Source organism: Curtobacterium sp. SL109, assembly GCF_026672405.1.
Lineage (GTDB): Bacteria > Actinomycetota > Actinomycetes > Actinomycetales > Microbacteriaceae > Curtobacterium.
In genome coordinates this window covers 3,453,937-3,468,828 of record NZ_JAPPRB010000002.1, presented here as the reverse complement: position 1 = coordinate 3,468,828, position 14,892 = coordinate 3,453,937, and the positions used below count along the sequence as shown (strand labels likewise).

Below are 14,892 nucleotides of genomic sequence, written 5' to 3'. Positions count from 1 at the left end.
GGGGCATGGCGAGCCTCCAGACCACACTGCTCATCCTCGGCGCGAGCGGGGACCTGTCCAAGCGACTGCTGCTGCCGGGCCTCGCGACCCTGCTGGAGGTCAAGGAGGACTGGGAGATCCAGCTCGTCGGGGCCGGCGTGGAGGACATCCCGGACGCCGACTGGAAGCGACTCGTCCACGACGCGTTCGAAGACGCACAGGCGTCGAAGAACGAGGAAGACGAGGGCGCATCCGGCACCGCGACCCTGTCGAAGCGGCTGCAGGACGTCGTCGACGCCTCGAGCTACCGCAAGGCCGACGTCACCAGCGCCGACGACCTGAAGGCCCTGCTCGCGGACTGCCACCACGACCCGGCCGTCTACTTCGCACTGCCGCCGGCCGTCACCGAGAAGAGCTGCGCCGTCCTCAAGGACCTCGACCTGCCGGCCGGCACCCGCCTGGCGCTCGAGAAGCCCTTCGGCACCGACGCCGAGAGCGCCGAGCACCTCAACGACCTGCTGCACTCGTTCCTGCCCGAGTCCCGCATCCACCGCGTCGACCACTTCCTCGGCCGGTCCACCGTGCTGAACCTGCTCGGCCTGCGCTTCGCGAACCGCATCATCGAGCCGCTGCTGTCGTCCGTGCACGTCGAGCGCGTCGACATCGTCTACGACGAGACCCTCGGGCTCGAAGGCCGTGCGCGCTACTACGACAAGGCCGGCGCCCTGGTCGACATGATCCAGAGCCACCTGCTGCAGGTCATGGCCGTCGTCGCGATGGAGGCCCCCGCCTCGATCGACGCCGACGACCTCCGCACGCAGAAGGAACTCGTGCTCCGCGCCGTGCGGCCCTGGGGCGGCGACCCGCTCACCGCCGGGCGCCGGGCGCGGTACACGGCGGGGACCGTGGGCGACCGGCAGCTGCCGTCCTACGTCGACGAGGACGGCGTCGACCCGTCGATCGGCACCGAGACGCTCGCGCAGATCCAGCTCGAGATCGCGAACTGGCGCTGGGCCGGCGTGCCCTTCACCCTGCGGTCCGGCAAGGCCCTCGGTGCCCAGCGTCGCGAGATCGTCGTCACGTTCAAGGACTCCCCGCACGTGCCCGACGGGCTGACCGGGGTGCAGCGACCCGACCGGCTCCGCATCTGGATCGCCCCGGACAAGATGGACCTCGAGCTCAACGTCAACGGCCCCGGCGACCCGTACACGATCGACCACACCGTGCTCGAGACGACGTTCAACCCCGGCCGGCTCAGCGCCTACGGCGAGGTCCTCGCCGGCGTGCTCGAGGGTGACGCGACGCTCTCCGTCCGCGGGGACAGCGCGGTGCAGGGGTGGAAGGTCGTCGAGCCCTTCGTCACCGCGTGGAAGGCCGGCACGACGCCGCTGGACGACTACGCCGCCGGGTCCGAGGGGCCCGAGGGCTGGGACAACATCGACTGCTGACCGGCGTTGCTCGGCCATGGCGTCATGCGCTGCGCTCGGCTGGCGCCGTGGCGGGGGCGCGTAGCGTCCGTGGCATGACCACGACCGACGACGTCCTCGCCACCGTTCCCGAACCCGCCGGAGCCGACATCCGTGTCGAGCCCGTCCGCTACGACCACGAGGGGACCACCCTCGCCGGTGTCCTCGCGAAGGACCACGCCGTGTCCGGCCCCCGCCCGGCCGTGCTCGTCATCCAGGACTGGCACGGGGTGAACGAGCACGTCGAGGCCCGCGTCACGATGCTCGCGCGCCAGGGGTACGTGGCCTTCGGCGCCGACGTCTACGGGGAGGGCGTCCGCCCCGGCGACGACACCGCGGCCGAGGTCGCCGGGTCGTTCTACCAGGACCTGCCGCTCATGCGGGCGCGGGTGCAGGCGGGCCTCGACCGGCTCCGCGAGGACCCCGACGTCGACCACTCCCGGATCGTCGTGCTGGGCTACTGCTTCGGTGGTTCCGCGGCGCTCGAGCTCGCCCGCACCGGTGCCGACCTGGCCGGCGCGGTGTCGTTCCACGGCGGCCTGATCGTGCACGACCCCTCGGACGCGGCCCAGATCCGCACGAAGCTGCTCGTGCTCACCGGTGCAGCCGACCCCGTCGTCCCCGACGAGACCGTGCACGCGTGGCAGGACGAGATGCGCGGGGCGCCCGAGGTCGACTGGCAGGTCGTCACGTACGCCGGGGCGATGCACGCCTTCGCCGTCCCCGGGACCGACGCTCCGGACCACGGTGCGCAGTACCAGGAGCGCGCCGACCGCCGCTCGTGGCAGGCGCTCCAGGTGTTCCTGGCCGAGGTGTTCGGCGAGGAGCTCGCCACCGTCTGACCAGTCTCCGAGCCGGGCGACACGCCGACCTCGGCGTCGAGCCCGGCTCGATTGGCGCGGGGGCCGCACCTGTTGTAGAGTCTTCCACGGCCGCTTCGGCAGCCATGCGCTCGTAGCTCAATGGATAGAGCATCTGACTACGGATCAGAAGGTTGGGGGTTCGAGTCCCTTCGAGCGCACAGGGCTGGATCAGGCAACTGACCAGCAGGCAACAACGAACAGACGAAGGGCCCCGGCATCGCCGGGGCCCTTCGTCGTTCCGCTGGTCGTCGGACCGGCTCAGGCCTGGTCGTTCTCCGGCGCGGCAGGCTCGCCGCCGGAGTCCACGTCGCTGTCCTGGTGCGGGTCCTCGGTCGCGTTGCCGGTGCTCGATCCGTCGCCGAGGTCGGCGGTGCGCTGACGCTCCTCGTCGCTGACGTCGGTCGAGCCGTCGGGTGCTGACTGTCCTGTGGTGTCGTCGCTCATGGCCCGGACGCTACGCGCACCCGCACGGAGGGGTCGCAGCTACTGGGAGACGTCGCGGTCGAGGCGGTCGAGCAGGGCCTCGAGCGAGACCTCGAACTCCTCGTCGCTGCGGTCCTCGCTGAGCAGGGTGCGGAGTCGCCGGACCTCGGGGGCGACGTCGAGGGACATGCTGCCGTCGCCCTGGGGGACGTCGGCGCCGCCCTCGTCGAGGGGTTCCTCGGCCGGCCCGGCCTCGGCGCCGCGGACCACGGACTGCAGCAGGAGCTGGCCGAGCAGGAAGCTGCTGAACGCGCGGTAGGCGTTGACCGCCTGGGGGTCCGAGAACCCGGCCTCGGTCAGCGCAGTGAGGAAGGTGTTGACGACCTCGACGCTCCGGAGTGGCGGACGGAGCCACGGGGCGGCGGGGTGGCGGGTCGCCACGAGCGGGAAGGCCTTCGGGTGATCGGTGGCGATGCGGCGGACCTCGTGGGCGACGGTCTGCAGGAACGCCTGCCAGTGGTCGCCCTCGGCCTCGTCGAGCTGCGCGGTGAGCTCGCTCATGAGCGAGGCGACGACGCCCTCGAGCAGGTCCTCCTTGCCGTGCACGTACCGGTACAGCGACATGGCCTCGACGCCGAGCTCCTGCGCGAGGGACCGCATCGACAGTCCCGAGGGACCGGACTCGTCGATCTGGCTCAGCGCCGCCGCGATGATGAGCTCGCGGCTGAGTCGGGGACCGGTGGCTCCGGCCCGGTTCGCCTTCGTGCGTTCCGCCACGGGAGTTCCTCACAGATCTGCCGTCCACCGGCCGCGATGCGCGTTCCGGAAGTCCGCCGGGCGCAGTCCTTCACGATAGCCCGACTTACGTTGTAAGCTCCGAACCGGCTTACACCGTAAGTCAACCGAGGCGGCACCTGTGCCGGCACGCGGGACCCGTCCGTGTTCTCTGCCCCACAGCGCCATCGAGCTCCACCCGAGCAACCGCCTCGTCTCTCCTCACACCGAACCCGGTCGACCACGCCGGGGAAAAGGAGCACCACCATGATCGACAGCAGCACCGTCAACCAGCTCGTCGGCGCCGACGTGTACGGCAGCGACGACGCCAAGATCGGCACCGTCGGACAGGTCTACGTCGACAACGACACCCAGGCCCCGACCTGGGTCACCATCCGCACCGGCCTGTTCGGCACCTCGGAGTCCTTCGCGCCGCTCGACGACGCGACCTTCGACGGCAGCGCCGTGCACGTCACGCACGACAAGGCCTTCGTCAAGGACGCCCCCCGCGTCGACGCCGACGGCGAGCTCGACCCGTCCGAGGAGCAGGCGCTGTACTCGTACTACGGCAACGGCGACGTCGCCACCCACGGTGCCCCGACCGAGTCCCCGCTCTACGACCAGGACGCCGACCGCGGCGTGGACGCCGAGCGCGTGGGCGACCACGGCACGGACGCCCACGGCACGAACGACCACGGCACGAACGACCACGGCCCCCAGGGCCACGACACCTCCGGCCCGACCACGGACGACGCGATGACCCGCTCCGAGGAGCGTCTCCACGTCGGCACCGAGCGCGTCGAGGCCGGCCGCGCACGCCTGCGGAAGCACATCGTCACCGAGAACGTCACCACGAACGTCCCGGTGAGCCACGAGGAGGTCACGCTCTCCCGCGAGCCGATCACCGACGCCAACGCGGCCGACGCCCTCGCCGGTCCGGACCTCAGCGAGGAGGAGCACGAGGTCGTCCTCACCGAGGAGCGCGTCGTGACCGCGAAGGAGACCGTCCCCGTCGAGCGCGTCAGCCTCGGCACCGAGACCGTCACCGAGCAGCAGACGGTGAACGAGGACGTCGCGCACGAGGAGATCGAGCTCGTCGAGCCCGGCACCGACGGCACGACGACGACCGACACCTCGGCCGTCGACCGTGACGCCCGCTCCTAGGCACTGACCGCGGGCGACCGGACCGGCACCCTCCGGCCGGTCGCCCGCCTCCCTGCACGCTGCACCACCCGTTCGCTGCACCCGCACGCGACGCCCCGCGCCATGCGCCCTGCGCCCGAGAGGCCACCCCCATGAACTTCCCCGCTGCCCTGCAGAACGGACTCGCCGCGGTCATCGCGTTCGTCCCGCTCGCACTCCTGTTCCTGCTCATCCTCGTCGTCGGCCTGATCGTCGCGAAGCTCATCGAGAAGGGCCTGTCGCGCCTGCTGACGAAGGTCGGCTTCGACCGCGCCGTCGAGCGCGGCGGCATCAAGAAGGCACTCGCGAACTCCAAGCTCGACGCCTCCGACATCGTGTCGAAGATCATCTACTACACGCTGGTGCTGTTCGTGCTCCAGTTCGCGTTCGGTGTCTTCGGACGGAACCCGGTCAGTGACCTGCTCGCGGGCATCATCGGCTTCCTGCCGAAGATCATCGTCGCGATCATCATCATCGTGATCGCCGCCGCGATCGCCGCCGGCGTGAAGGGCCTGATCCAGAACACCCTCGGCGGCCTGTCCTACGGCAAGGTCCTCGCCAACGTGGCCGCCGTGTTCATCCTGTTCCTCGGGGCCACCGCCGCGCTGAACCAGGTCGGCATCGCCACGACGGTCACGACCCCGATCCTCATCGCGGTCCTCGCGATCATCGCCGGCGTCGTCATCGTCGGTGCCGGTGGCGGGCTCATCAAGCCGATGCAGCAGCGCTGGGAGTCCATCCTGACGAAGGCCGAGGCCGAGGCGCCGAAGATCCAGCAGCACGCGCAGAACGCGCCGTCCGTCGCCGAGCAGGCCAAGCAGGCTGCTGCCACGGCCAAGCAGGCCAGTCAGTCGTCGACCAGCAGCGCCCACCGCGCCCGCTGACCAGCACACTCGTGCCACGGCCCCGCTCCCACGAGCGGGGCCGTCGCGCGTCCCCGCACCACCCCGCCGCGCATCGGAGCAACCATGACCGACCACCACGTCCCGCAGCCCGCCCCCGGTGACGACGACCAGGAGGCCACCGTGGTCCGCCACGAGGAACGCCTCCTCGTCGGCACCGAGGTGCACGCCACCGAGCGGGTCCGGCTCGAACGCTTCATCGTCACCGAGCAGCGGACGATCACCGTCGACGTCCGCCGCGAGGAGGTCCGGCTCGTCCGCGAACCCCTCGCCGACGGTCCCGCCCTGCCCGCGGACAGCCCGGCGCCGGCCCGGGAACCGGTCGTGGTGGTCCTGCACGAGGAGCAGGTCGTCGTGTCCAAGCGGATCGTGCCGGTCGAGCGCGTGACGCTCACGGTCCACACCGTCACCGAGGACCACCCGGTCGACGCGGTGCTCCGGCACGAGGAGGTCACCGTCGACGAGGACAGCACGCGGGACCCCGACACGCGCCGCTGAGCCAGCGACGCCCGGCACCAGCGACCGGCCGTCAGGCCGAACGACGCGGCAGACCGGTCAGGCCGTCAGCGCCTCCGTGTCGGACGCGGCCTCCGAGCCTCCGAGCCTCCGTCCTGGGTGTGGTCGAGGCGACCACGAGTCTGGGTGGGCGTCTCGCCGTACCGCTGGCGGTAGGCCGCCGCGAACCGACCCTGGTTCGAGAACCCCCACTTCAGCGCGATCTGCCCGATCGACGTGTGGCCGTCGACCAGGAGCTCCGCGTGGGCCGCGGTGAGCCGCGCGTCACGCACGTACTCCATCGGCGTCAGGTCGAGTGCGCGGCGGAACGCGAGCTGGAGCGCACGCGGCGAGGTGCCGGCAGCCGCGGCGATGTCGACGGCCGTGACGTGCTGGAGCAGGTTGGCCCGGATGAACGTGACGGCCCGGCCGACCGTGCGCGGTGCCTCGTGCTCGTCGACGTCGCGCCGGAGGCCGGCGGGGACGACCTTCGCCGCGGACTCCAGGTACCGCGTGGCGATCCTCCGGACGTCGTCCGAGCTGCCGACGGGGTGGCTGTCGAGGATGAACCGGACGTGGGCCGTGACGTGTGCCCAGTACTGCGTCAGGACGACGGCCTCGGTCGGACGGGATTCGGGATCGCGCTCTGTGGGGATGCTGTCGCCTCTACGCACCAGGGGGAGAGGCGCCGCGGAGATGCGTGAAGGCGGGACCAGCAACGACGTTGCCTGCGCAGCGTACCTCCTTCGCCTGCGCGCGATGCGGCGTTGAACGATCCGTCGCCCTGTCTCGTCGTCCGGGTATGGGACTCCGAACTCGCACCAAGGTCATCATCGGCATCACCACCGGCGTCGTCGTGGTCGGCGCCGCCGCCCTGATCGGCGGCCCGCTCATCTACGCGAACGTCGTCAACGGCCAGGCGGCCGCCGCCCCGAGCCTCGCACCGAGCTCGTCCGCCACCCTCGACGCCTCCGACGCGGACGGCACCTGGACCAGCCGCGACACGTCGTACGCCGGCTACCGGGTGCACGAGGTCCTGCAGGGCCAGGATGTCGACGTGGTCGGACGGACGAAGCAGGTGGAGGCGGACGCCACGGTCGACCGCGGGCAGCTCCGGAAGGCCACCGTGACCGTCCAGGTGGCGAAGATCAGCACGCCCGAGGCAGCCCGCGACGCCTACTTCCGTTCGAAGGCCCTCGAGACGGACCAGTTCCCGACCGCCACCTTCACGGTGACGAAGCCGGTCGACGTGTCGCAGGCGCTCGCCGGGACGACGCAGGACGTCTCCCTGACCGGGACGATGGACCTGCACGGGGTCGAGAAGCCGGTGACCGCCGACGCCCAGGTCGCCGTCGGCGAGGACGGCACCGTGCAGGTCGCGGGGTCCGTGCCGGTCACCTTCGCCGACTACGGCGTGACGGCTCCCTCGCTCGGCTTCGTGACCGTGGACGGGAAGGGCTCCGTGGAGTTCTCCCTCGACCTGGCACGGTGACCGTGGCGAGCCGGTCCGCGGACGAACTGCTCGTGACGCTCCACCGTGAGCACGGCGACGCGCTCACCCGGTACGTCCGGCACCTGACGCGGGACGGCTCGACCGTCGACGACGTCGTCCAGGAGACGATGGTGCGCGCCTGGCAGCGCCCGGCCGTGCTCGAACGATCGCCGGACAGCGTCCGCGCGTGGCTGTTCACCGTGGCGCGGAACCTGGTCGTCGACGACGCCCGCTCCGCCAGGAACCGGCGGGAGCACGGCAGCGACGACCCCGTGGACCGCGTCGAGGCCGACCGCACCGACGCCGTCCTCGACCGCATCGTGGTCGCCGACGCGCTCACGACCCTGTCGCCGGAACACCAGCGGGTCGTGGTCGACGCCTACTGGCTCGGCCACACCGTCCCGGAGATCGCCAGGCGGAACGACATCCCCGAGGGCACCGCGAAGTCGCGCCTGCACTACGGGCTCCGGGCCCTCCGGCTCGCACTGCAGGAACGAGGCGTGACCCGATGAACGAGGACCGGTACACCGAGTGGGACGCCGCGTACGTGCTCGGCGCGCTGCCGCAGGACGAGCGGCTCGAGTACGAACGGCACCTCGCCACGTGCGACCGCTGTGCGGACGCCGTCGCCGAGCTCGCCGGGTTGCCCGGACTGCTCGGGAAGCTCCCCGCTGACCAAGCGGTCGAGATCGCGGACACGGACTGGAGGCTCGTCCCGGCCTCCGAGAGCACCCTCGCCGCCGTCGCGCACCGCGTCCGCCACCGTCGGCGTCGTCGTCGGGTGTGGGTCGCCGCCACGGCCTGCCTCGCCGTCGTGGTCGCCGTGCTGGGGGTCTCGCCGTCGGGACCGCGGCCGACCGGGGCTCCGTGCAGGCCGGCCCGACCACGACCACGACCGCCGGTCCCGGGGCCGACCGGTACGCGATGTCGGGTCGACAGGGCTTCACGGTGGACCTCGCCGTGCAGGACGCCTCGTGGGGCACCCGCTTCGACTGGGGCTGCTCCTACGGCGGCAAGGACTGGGCCGCTGACGGGTCGGTGATGTACGACCTCGTGGTGGTCCGGACGGACGGCAGGACGCAGACGGTCGGCACGTGGACGGCAGCGGGGGAGGACGCCAGCGGTCTGGCCGCGACGACCGACATCCAGCGCGCCGACATCTCCGGCGTCCAGGTCCGCCTGCACGACGGCGGCCTCACGCTCGCCAGCGTCGACCTCTGACCCGCCGACCCCCTACGGACGGGAGGCTCCCTGCCAGCTGGCAGGGAGCCTCCCGTTCGTCCGTGGCGCCGCTCGACGCCGCGCCGCCGGACGTGTCGCGACCGCCGGGCCGGTGTCGTGCCTCCATCGATGCGCGCGCATCGGGCGACACGCTCCGGAGGGGCGCGCGGCGCATCCGCACTGCGCCTGTCGCTTCCACCGGAGGCAGCAGGCGCCTTCCTGTCCGCCGGTCACGGGCGCCGGCGCCGTGCTGCCGGTCGGGTTGCGACCGCCGGGTCAGTGTCGTGCCTCCATCGATGCGCGCGCATCGGGCGACACGCTGCCGAGGGGCGCGCGGCGCATCCGCACGGCCCGTGTCGCTTCCGCCGGTGCGGGCGGGACGGCGGCGGACTCGGCGACCGGACGATCGACGGGAGGCTCGGTGCCAGCTGGCACCGAGCCTCCCGTCCGGCTGGGGTGCTGACTAGGCGACGGAGGACGCGCGCACGTCCGCCAGCGTCGGGTAGTCGGTGTAGCCCTCGGCGCCCTGGCCGTAGAAGAGCTCCGGGCGGGGCTCGTTGAGCTCCGTGTCCTGCTCCCAGCGGTACGCGAGGTCCGGGTTCGCGATGGCGGCACGGCCGACGGCCACCGCGTCCGCCTGGTCGGTGTCGACCAGCACGACGGCCTCGTCACGCGTGGTGAGCGAGGAGAAGCCCGAGTTCACGATGAACGGCGCGCCCGCGGTGCGACGGACGTGCTGCACGAGGTCGCCCGTCGGGTCGGCGTGCAGGACGTCGATGAAGGCGAGTCCGAGCGGCGCGAGGCCCTCGGCGATCGCGGTGTAGACGGCGCGGGTCTCGACGGCGTCGTCCTCGAGGACGCCCTGGATGCCGTGCTCCGGCGACAGGCGGATGCCCGTGCGGTCGGCGCCGACGGCCTCGGCGACGGCCGTGGCGACCTCGATCGCGAAGCGGGCACGGTTCTCAGGGGAACCGCCGTACTGGTCGGTGCGGGTGTTCGACACCGGGGACATGAACTCGTGGACCAGGTAGCCGTTGGCGCCGTGGACCTCGACGCCGTCGAGCCCGGCGGCGATGGCGTTGCGAGCGGACTGCGCGAACTGCTGGACGACCTCGGCGACCTCGTCGGTGGTCAGCTCGTGGGGGACCGGCATGTCGGCCTTGGACCCGTCGGCGAGGTGCGTCTGACCGGGGGCGGCGACGGCGCTCGGGCCGACGATGCGCGGGGTCTGCGAGATGTCGGGGTGCGAGACACGACCACCGTGCATGAGCTGCATCACGATGGTGCCGCCCTCGGCGTGCACGGCGTCGGCCACGCGGCGCCAGCCGGCGATCTGCTCGTCGGTCTCGATGCCGGGCTGGCCGGGGTAGGAGCGGCCTTCCTGCACGGGCCAGGTGCCCTCGGTGATGATCATGCCGAGGCCGGCGCGCTGACGGTAGTGCTCGACCAGCAGGTCGTTCGGGATGCCGTGCTCGCCGGCACGGGTGCGCGTGAGCGGGGCCATGACGATGCGGTTCGACAGGCGCATGGCGCCGAAGGAGGTGGGTTCGAAGAGCTTCACGTGCGGGTCAACGCGCTGTTGCCGTGTGCAATTCCACAGCTCGTGCCGCTCGGAGGTTCTTCTCAGTCGCGGGGGCCGGACGGCGTCCGTCGCGCGAGCCGGGGCGTCGGTCGGCGTCAGTCGCGGGGCGTCGGTCGGCGTCAGTCGCGGGGGCAGACGAGCGTGGAGGATCGGACCTGGCCCTCGGGACGGATCACCTGGTGTCGCGACAGGGGCTTGTGGCAGATGGGGCATCCGCGGTCGACGGAGCGGTCGTCGACACCCTCGTCGTGCCCCGCGCCGATCTGCGACGGTCCCATCTTCTCGATGAGCGTCGTGTTCCACCGCTGGTACCACCCGCTGAAGCGTCCCATGGTCCTGCCTTTCGTTCGTCCACTCATCATTGTTGCACGAACGATCTAGACCGTGTCGACGACGTCGAGCAGGGCGGTGAGTTCGTCCTTGAGGGCCTCGAGTCGGGCGACCGGCCACCCGAGTCGGTCGGCTACCGCGACGGGCACGGCTCGGGCGCGCTCGCGGAGGGCTCGTCCGGCCGTGGTCAGCGACACCTCGAGCTGCCGTTCGTCGGCGGCGCTGCGGGTGCGGCGCAGGTACCCCGCGGCCTCGAGGCGCTTCAGCAGCGGGCTCAACGTCGCCGAGTCGAGGTGGAGCTCGTCCGCGATGGCGCGCACGGAGCGGGGGTCCTGCTCCCACAGGGCCAGCATCACGAGGTACTGCGGGTGTGTCAGACCGAGCGGGTCGAGCAGGTCGCGGTAGAGCCCGATCACGCTGCGGCTCGTGGCGGCGAGTGCGAAGCACAGCTGCCGGTCGAGGGTGAGGGGGTCGAGCTCGGTGGAGGCCATGCACCGAGGATACCGTTCGTGCGCGAAGGACCTGCGGCACGGGGTCCGCGCGCGTCCGCCTGCCTCGACCACGTGAGATCGCAGTCCGTGTCGCCTCCGGAACGGGGGAGGCGACACGGACTGCGATCTCGGGGTGGGAGGGTGCTACTCCGCGCGGTGGGCGGGCACGTGGCCCGAGTCGTGCGGGTTGGCGTCCGGCTCCACCGGCAGCGCGTGGGTGCCCGTGTGCGTGGACTCCTGGGCGCTGCGTCCGTCACCCGGGTGCGACCGCTCGAGCTTGGCGCCCTCGACGTCGACGTCCGGCACGATGCGGTCGAGCCACTTCGGGAACCACCAGGCGCTCCTGCCGAGCAGGTGCATCGCGGCCGGGATGAGCAGCATGCGGACGACGAACGCGTCGACCAGCACACCGAACGCCAGACCGAACCCGATCGGCTTGATCGTGGAGGAGTCCGAGAAGATGAACCCGGCGAACACGGAGATCATGATGATCGCCGCTGCCGTGACCACCGCTCGACCGGCGTGCAGACCGCGCTGGACCGCCACCTTCGCGCTCGCACCGTGGGCGTACGCCTCGCGCATGCCCGACACCAGGAACAGCTGGTAGTCCATCGCCAGGCCGAACAGGATGCCGATCTCGATGATGGGCAGGAAGCTCAGGATCGGCGCGGGGTCGTGCACGCCGAAGACGCTGCCGAGCCACCCCCACTGGTAGATCGCCGTCAGGCCACCGAAGGCCGCGAGCACGGACAGGATGAAGCCCGCCGTGGCCGTGATCGGGACCAGGAAGGAGCGGAACACGACGATCAGGATGATGAGCGACAGTCCGACCACCACCGCCAGGTAGAGCGGCAGCACGTTCGAGAGCTTCTCGGAGACGTCGATGTTCGCGGACGCGTTGCCCGCGACGCCGAGCGTGGCCTTCCCGTCGTCGACCGTCACGTTCTGCGTCCGGAGGTCCTTGACGAGGTCCTCGGTCGAGATGCTGTCCGGTCCGCCGTTCGGCTTCACCTGGAACGCGATGATGTCGCGGGCCTTCGAGGCGCCGATCGGCAGCACGGCGTCGACGTCGTCGTTCTTCGCGATCGCCTGGCCGATGGTGACCTCGGTCGCGGTGACGTCGTCCGCGCTGACCGCCTTCGGCAGGGTGGCCACGACGAGCAGCGGGCCGTTCTGCCCGGCGCCGAACTCCTTGCTCAGCGTCTTGTACGCCTTGTACTGGCTGGAGTCGACGGCCTCCGACGAGCCCGACGGCAGTCCGAGGCGCATCTGCGTCGCGGGCAGCGCGATCGTGCCGAGCACGGCGACGCCGGCGACGAGCGTGATGACCGCGCGCCAGGTCGACATGGGCTTGTTCGGGACGCGGGTCGAACCGGTGTTGCCGATCCGGGTCCGTTCCTTCCCCCGGAGGATCCGCATGCCGATGATCGACAGCAGCGCCGGGGTGAAGGACGTGGCGATGAGGATGGCGAAGAACACCGCGACGGCGCCCACCGTGCCCATCAGGCCGAGGAAGGGGATGCCGGTGATGTTGAGCGCCAGCAGGGCCACGATGACCGTGGCGCCGGCGAACACGACGGCGTTGCCGGACGTGCCGTTGGCGAGCCCGATGGACTCGTGCACGCCCATGCCCTGCTTCAGCTGGGTGCGGTGGCGGTTCAGGATGAACAGCGAGTAGTCGATGCCGACCGCCAGGCCGAGCATCACCCCCAGCACCGGCGTGACCGAGATGAACTCGACGAGGCTGGAGAACGACAGGGCCGCGAGCGACGCCACCCCGATGCCGAGCACGGCGCTGACGAGCGGCACCGCGGCACCGACGAGCGTCCGGAGCATCAGGAACAGCACGATCGCGGCGACGATCACACCGGCGATCTCACCCGGGCCGAGGATCGACGGGACGCCCTGGGCGATGTCGTTCGACACGTACACGCGGACGCCGTCGATCTTCGCCGCCTCGGCCTTGTCGGAGATCGCGGTCTTGGTGCTCTGCGGGACCTCGTACGTCGACTTGGTGAACTGCACGGTGCCGATCGCGGCGCTGCCGTTCGAGGAGACGAAGCGGATGTCCTTCGACAGGTCGAGCAGGTCGGACCCCTGCTCCAGCTCCTTCGCGTTGTCGTCGAGCTTGGTGGTGTTCTCGTCGATCTTCTGCTGCGCCTCGGTGAGCTGCTGCTCACCGGACGTGAGCTGGGCCTGCTGGGCGTCGATCTGCGCCTGGGCCTGCGCCAGCTGCGCCTGCGCTGCCTGAGCCTGCGCTGCCTGGGCCTGTGCCGCTGCGCCGGAGGCTGCTGCGCCGGTCGCCGCTGCACCGGAGGCCGACGCTGCGGAGAGCTGCTGCTTCTGGGCGTCGAGCTTCGCCTGGGCGTCGGCGATCTGCTGCTTGCCGGACTCGAGCTGGGCCTTCTGGGCGTCGAGCTGCGCCTGGCCGTCCGTGATCTGCTGGCGGCCGTCGCTGATCTGCTTGCGGCCGTCGACGATCTTCTGGCGCTGGTCGTCGAGCCGGTCCTGCGTGCTGAACCCCGAGGTCGCACCCTTGACGCCGTTGAGGTCCTCGAGATCCGTGAGGAAGTCGTCGACCCCGCTCTTCTGCGCGCTGGTGAAGGCCTTGCCGTCGGTCGTCTCGAAGACGATCGTGCCGTTCCCGCCGTTGGCACTCGGGAACTTGTCCGCGAGCTGGTCCTGCACCTGGCTGGTCTTGGTGTTCGGGATCGTGATCGACGAGGAGATCGTCCCCGCGAACAGGGCGTAGGTGCCGCCCGTGATCCCCAGGATGACGATCCAGGCGATGATCACGAGCCAGTGCCGTCGGGCGGCGAATCGTCCGAGGCGGTAGAGCAGACCGGCCATGGGTGCCCCGTTCCTTTCGTAGTGGGTGGTGCGTGCGGAGTGGGGTACGCCGGTGGACCCCTGGTGGTGATGTCAGTGCGCGGGCAGGTACCCGCTGCGGACGCTGTGCACGAGCCGTGCGAGCAGGGCGTCCCAGTCGTCGAGGGCGTCCTGGTCGAGTCGCGGCCCGGTCGTCGTGAGCCAGTGTTCCGCGATGACGACGATGCCGCTCATGAGCGAGTCGACGAGCAGTGCCGCGTCGAGTTCGTCGGCGGCGGGGTGGCGTCGGATGACCTCGACACGGAGGCGGTCAGTCACCCGGGCGAAGGCCGTCTGGGTGAGGATCGCGGCCTTGGCGTCGGTCTCCTCGTCCGGTTCACCGAGGATGGTGGCCATCCGGGCGATGGCGGGCGCCAGGTCGGCGCCGCGGGCCGCGGACTCGAGTTCGTCGAACATCGAGGAGCGGGAGCCGTCTCCGACCGGCGTGTTGGCGATGTCGCCGAGGAACCGGTCGATGATCACCGACAGCACCTCTTCGCAGACCGTGAGCAGGATCTCGTCGAGCGAGGAGAAGTGGTTGAACACCGTGCGCCGGGCGACGTCGGCGCGGGCGGCGAGCTCGTCCACGCTGAACCCACGTCCGCCACGCTCGTCGACGAGGTCACGCGCGGCCTGGAGGATCGCAGCACGGTGCTTCGCCTTGAGGGCAGCACGGCGGTCGATCGACAGGGTCACACAGGCAACACTAGGTGCAACGATGCACTCAGTGCACCGAAGCGGAGCGGACGCTCAGTCTTGTCCCCCGCAGCCGGTGGAAGACTGGCGGGACGGCCATCGTCACCGGCCGACCGACCCGTACGAAG

General features: G+C 71.1%; 16 protein-coding genes, 1 tRNA gene and 1 pseudogene. 10 read left to right on the top strand and 8 right to left on the bottom strand.

Translation table 11 applies throughout. The features are described 5' to 3' along the window. The first annotated feature begins 5 nt into the window (after window positions 1–5). The 3 genes from OVA28_RS17845 to OVA28_RS17835 all read left to right on the top strand — a co-directional run bounded on the left by OVA28_RS17845 (window position 6) and on the right by OVA28_RS17835 (window position 2,466). Window positions 6–1,427: a glucose-6-phosphate dehydrogenase gene (locus tag OVA28_RS17845; RefSeq protein ID WP_268097925.1), complete on the top strand. Its 1,422-nt coding sequence runs from the start codon at window positions 6–8 to the stop codon at window positions 1,425–1,427. Window positions 1,428–1,501: 74 nt separating this feature from the next. Further along, a complete protein-coding gene (locus tag OVA28_RS17840; RefSeq protein ID WP_268097924.1) occupies window positions 1,502–2,287 on the top strand; it encodes a dienelactone hydrolase family protein in 786 nt (261 codons plus the stop codon). Window positions 2,288–2,393: 106 nt separating this feature from the next. Beyond that, window positions 2,394–2,466 (top strand) — tRNA-Arg (locus OVA28_RS17835). A 100-nt stretch (window positions 2,467–2,566) separates the two neighbouring features. On the opposite strand, the gene OVA28_RS17830 is transcribed toward OVA28_RS17835, so the two are convergent. Both OVA28_RS17830 and OVA28_RS17825 read right to left on the bottom strand, forming a co-directional pair. After that, window positions 2,567–2,752 (bottom strand): hypothetical protein, encoded by a 186-nt coding sequence (locus tag OVA28_RS17830; protein ID WP_194661695.1) that lies wholly within the window; start codon window positions 2,750–2,752, stop codon window positions 2,567–2,569. Between the two features lie 39 nt (window positions 2,753–2,791). Next, the gene (locus OVA28_RS17825; RefSeq protein WP_194661696.1) at window positions 2,792–3,508 is read right to left on the bottom strand and encodes a TetR/AcrR family transcriptional regulator C-terminal domain-containing protein; all 717 of its coding nucleotides are present in this window, start codon (window positions 3,506–3,508) and stop codon (window positions 2,792–2,794) included. 264 nt (window positions 3,509–3,772) lie between these two features. Here OVA28_RS17825 and OVA28_RS17820 point away from each other — a divergent pair, with 264 nt between their 5' ends. From OVA28_RS17820 to OVA28_RS17810, 3 genes are all read left to right on the top strand, one after another. Then, entirely contained in the window at window positions 3,773–4,669 is an 897-nt protein-coding gene (locus tag OVA28_RS17820; protein ID WP_268097923.1) for a PRC and DUF2382 domain-containing protein, read from the top strand. A 131-nt stretch (window positions 4,670–4,800) separates the two neighbouring features. Next, a complete protein-coding gene (locus OVA28_RS17815; RefSeq protein WP_268097922.1) occupies window positions 4,801–5,571 on the top strand; it encodes a mechanosensitive ion channel family protein in 771 nt (256 codons plus the stop codon). A gap of 84 nt (window positions 5,572–5,655) precedes the next feature. Then, window positions 5,656–6,087, top strand: a complete 432-nt coding sequence (locus tag OVA28_RS17810) for a YsnF/AvaK domain-containing protein (protein WP_194661699.1) — start codon at window positions 5,656–5,658, stop codon at window positions 6,085–6,087. A gap of 65 nt (window positions 6,088–6,152) precedes the next feature. Here the strand turns inward: OVA28_RS17810 and OVA28_RS17805 are convergent, their stop codons facing one another. Beyond that, window positions 6,153–6,758 carry a helix-turn-helix transcriptional regulator gene (locus OVA28_RS17805; RefSeq protein WP_268097921.1) on the bottom strand — a complete coding sequence of 202 codons (606 nt, stop codon included), beginning with the start codon at window positions 6,756–6,758 and terminating at the stop codon, window positions 6,153–6,155. A gap of 128 nt (window positions 6,759–6,886) precedes the next feature. On the opposite strand from OVA28_RS17805, the gene OVA28_RS17800 reads away from it, so the two are divergent. The 4 genes and pseudogenes from OVA28_RS17800 to OVA28_RS17790 all read left to right on the top strand — a co-directional run bounded on the left by OVA28_RS17800 (window position 6,887) and on the right by OVA28_RS17790 (window position 8,797). After that, a complete protein-coding gene (locus tag OVA28_RS17800; protein ID WP_268097920.1) occupies window positions 6,887–7,576 on the top strand; it encodes a YceI family protein in 690 nt (229 codons plus the stop codon). A gap of 32 nt (window positions 7,577–7,608) precedes the next feature. Then, window positions 7,609–8,088, top strand: coding sequence for a sigma-70 family RNA polymerase sigma factor (locus tag OVA28_RS17795; RefSeq protein WP_323743317.1), 480 nt, complete (start codon window positions 7,609–7,611; stop codon window positions 8,086–8,088). Further along, window positions 8,085–8,183: pseudogene (locus OVA28_RS19245) on the top strand (zf-HC2 domain-containing protein); the annotation flags it as partial. The gene OVA28_RS17795 and the pseudogene OVA28_RS19245, both read left to right, overlap by 4 nt. A 260-nt stretch (window positions 8,184–8,443) precedes the next feature. Next, window positions 8,444–8,797, top strand: a complete 354-nt coding sequence (locus OVA28_RS17790) for a hypothetical protein (protein ID WP_268097919.1) — start codon at window positions 8,444–8,446, stop codon at window positions 8,795–8,797. A 463-nt stretch (window positions 8,798–9,260) separates the two neighbouring features. Here OVA28_RS17790 and OVA28_RS17785 read toward each other — a convergent pair whose 3' ends face one another. The 5 genes from OVA28_RS17785 to OVA28_RS17765 form a co-directional block, all read right to left on the bottom strand. Beyond that, complete coding sequence (locus tag OVA28_RS17785) at window positions 9,261–10,358, bottom strand: alkene reductase (RefSeq protein WP_268097918.1); 1,098 nt, start codon at window positions 10,356–10,358, stop codon at window positions 9,261–9,263. A gap of 140 nt (window positions 10,359–10,498) precedes the next feature. Next, entirely contained in the window at window positions 10,499–10,711 is a 213-nt protein-coding gene (locus tag OVA28_RS17780; RefSeq protein WP_071269526.1) for a hypothetical protein, read from the bottom strand. Between the two features lie 45 nt (window positions 10,712–10,756). Further along, entirely contained in the window at window positions 10,757–11,200 is a 444-nt protein-coding gene (locus OVA28_RS17775) for a MarR family winged helix-turn-helix transcriptional regulator (RefSeq protein ID WP_268097917.1), read from the bottom strand. Between the two features lie 144 nt (window positions 11,201–11,344). Next, a complete protein-coding gene (locus tag OVA28_RS17770) occupies window positions 11,345–14,050 on the bottom strand; it encodes an MMPL family transporter (protein WP_268097916.1) in 2,706 nt (901 codons plus the stop codon). Window positions 14,051–14,122: 72 nt separating this feature from the next. After that, window positions 14,123–14,764 carry a TetR/AcrR family transcriptional regulator gene (locus tag OVA28_RS17765; protein ID WP_194661707.1) on the bottom strand — a complete coding sequence of 214 codons (642 nt, stop codon included), beginning with the start codon at window positions 14,762–14,764 and terminating at the stop codon, window positions 14,123–14,125. Window positions 14,765–14,892: the final 128 nt, after the last annotated feature.

Bases quoted from the DNA above. Each gene is read 5' to 3' on its own strand.
- OVA28_RS17845 (WP_268097925.1), top strand. From the start codon at position 6: ATGGCGAGCCTCCAGACCACACTGCTCATCCTCGGCGCGAGCGGGGAC.
- OVA28_RS17840 (WP_268097924.1), top strand. From the start codon at position 1,502: ATGACCACGACCGACGACGTCCTCGCCACCGTTCCCGAACCCGCCGGA.
- OVA28_RS17830 (WP_194661695.1), bottom strand. From the start codon at position 2,752: ATGAGCGACGACACCACAGGACAGTCAGCACCCGACGGCTCGACCGAC.
- OVA28_RS17820 (WP_268097923.1), top strand. From the start codon at position 3,773: ATGATCGACAGCAGCACCGTCAACCAGCTCGTCGGCGCCGACGTGTAC.
- OVA28_RS17815 (WP_268097922.1), top strand. From the start codon at position 4,801: ATGAACTTCCCCGCTGCCCTGCAGAACGGACTCGCCGCGGTCATCGCG.
- OVA28_RS17810 (WP_194661699.1), top strand. From the start codon at position 5,656: ATGACCGACCACCACGTCCCGCAGCCCGCCCCCGGTGACGACGACCAG.
- OVA28_RS17800 (WP_268097920.1), top strand. From the start codon at position 6,887: ATGGGACTCCGAACTCGCACCAAGGTCATCATCGGCATCACCACCGGC.
- OVA28_RS17780 (WP_071269526.1), bottom strand. From the start codon at position 10,711: ATGGGACGCTTCAGCGGGTGGTACCAGCGGTGGAACACGACGCTCATC.
- OVA28_RS17775 (WP_268097917.1), bottom strand. From the start codon at position 11,200: ATGGCCTCCACCGAGCTCGACCCCCTCACCCTCGACCGGCAGCTGTGC.
- OVA28_RS17770 (WP_268097916.1), bottom strand. From the start codon at position 14,050: ATGGCCGGTCTGCTCTACCGCCTCGGACGATTCGCCGCCCGACGGCAC.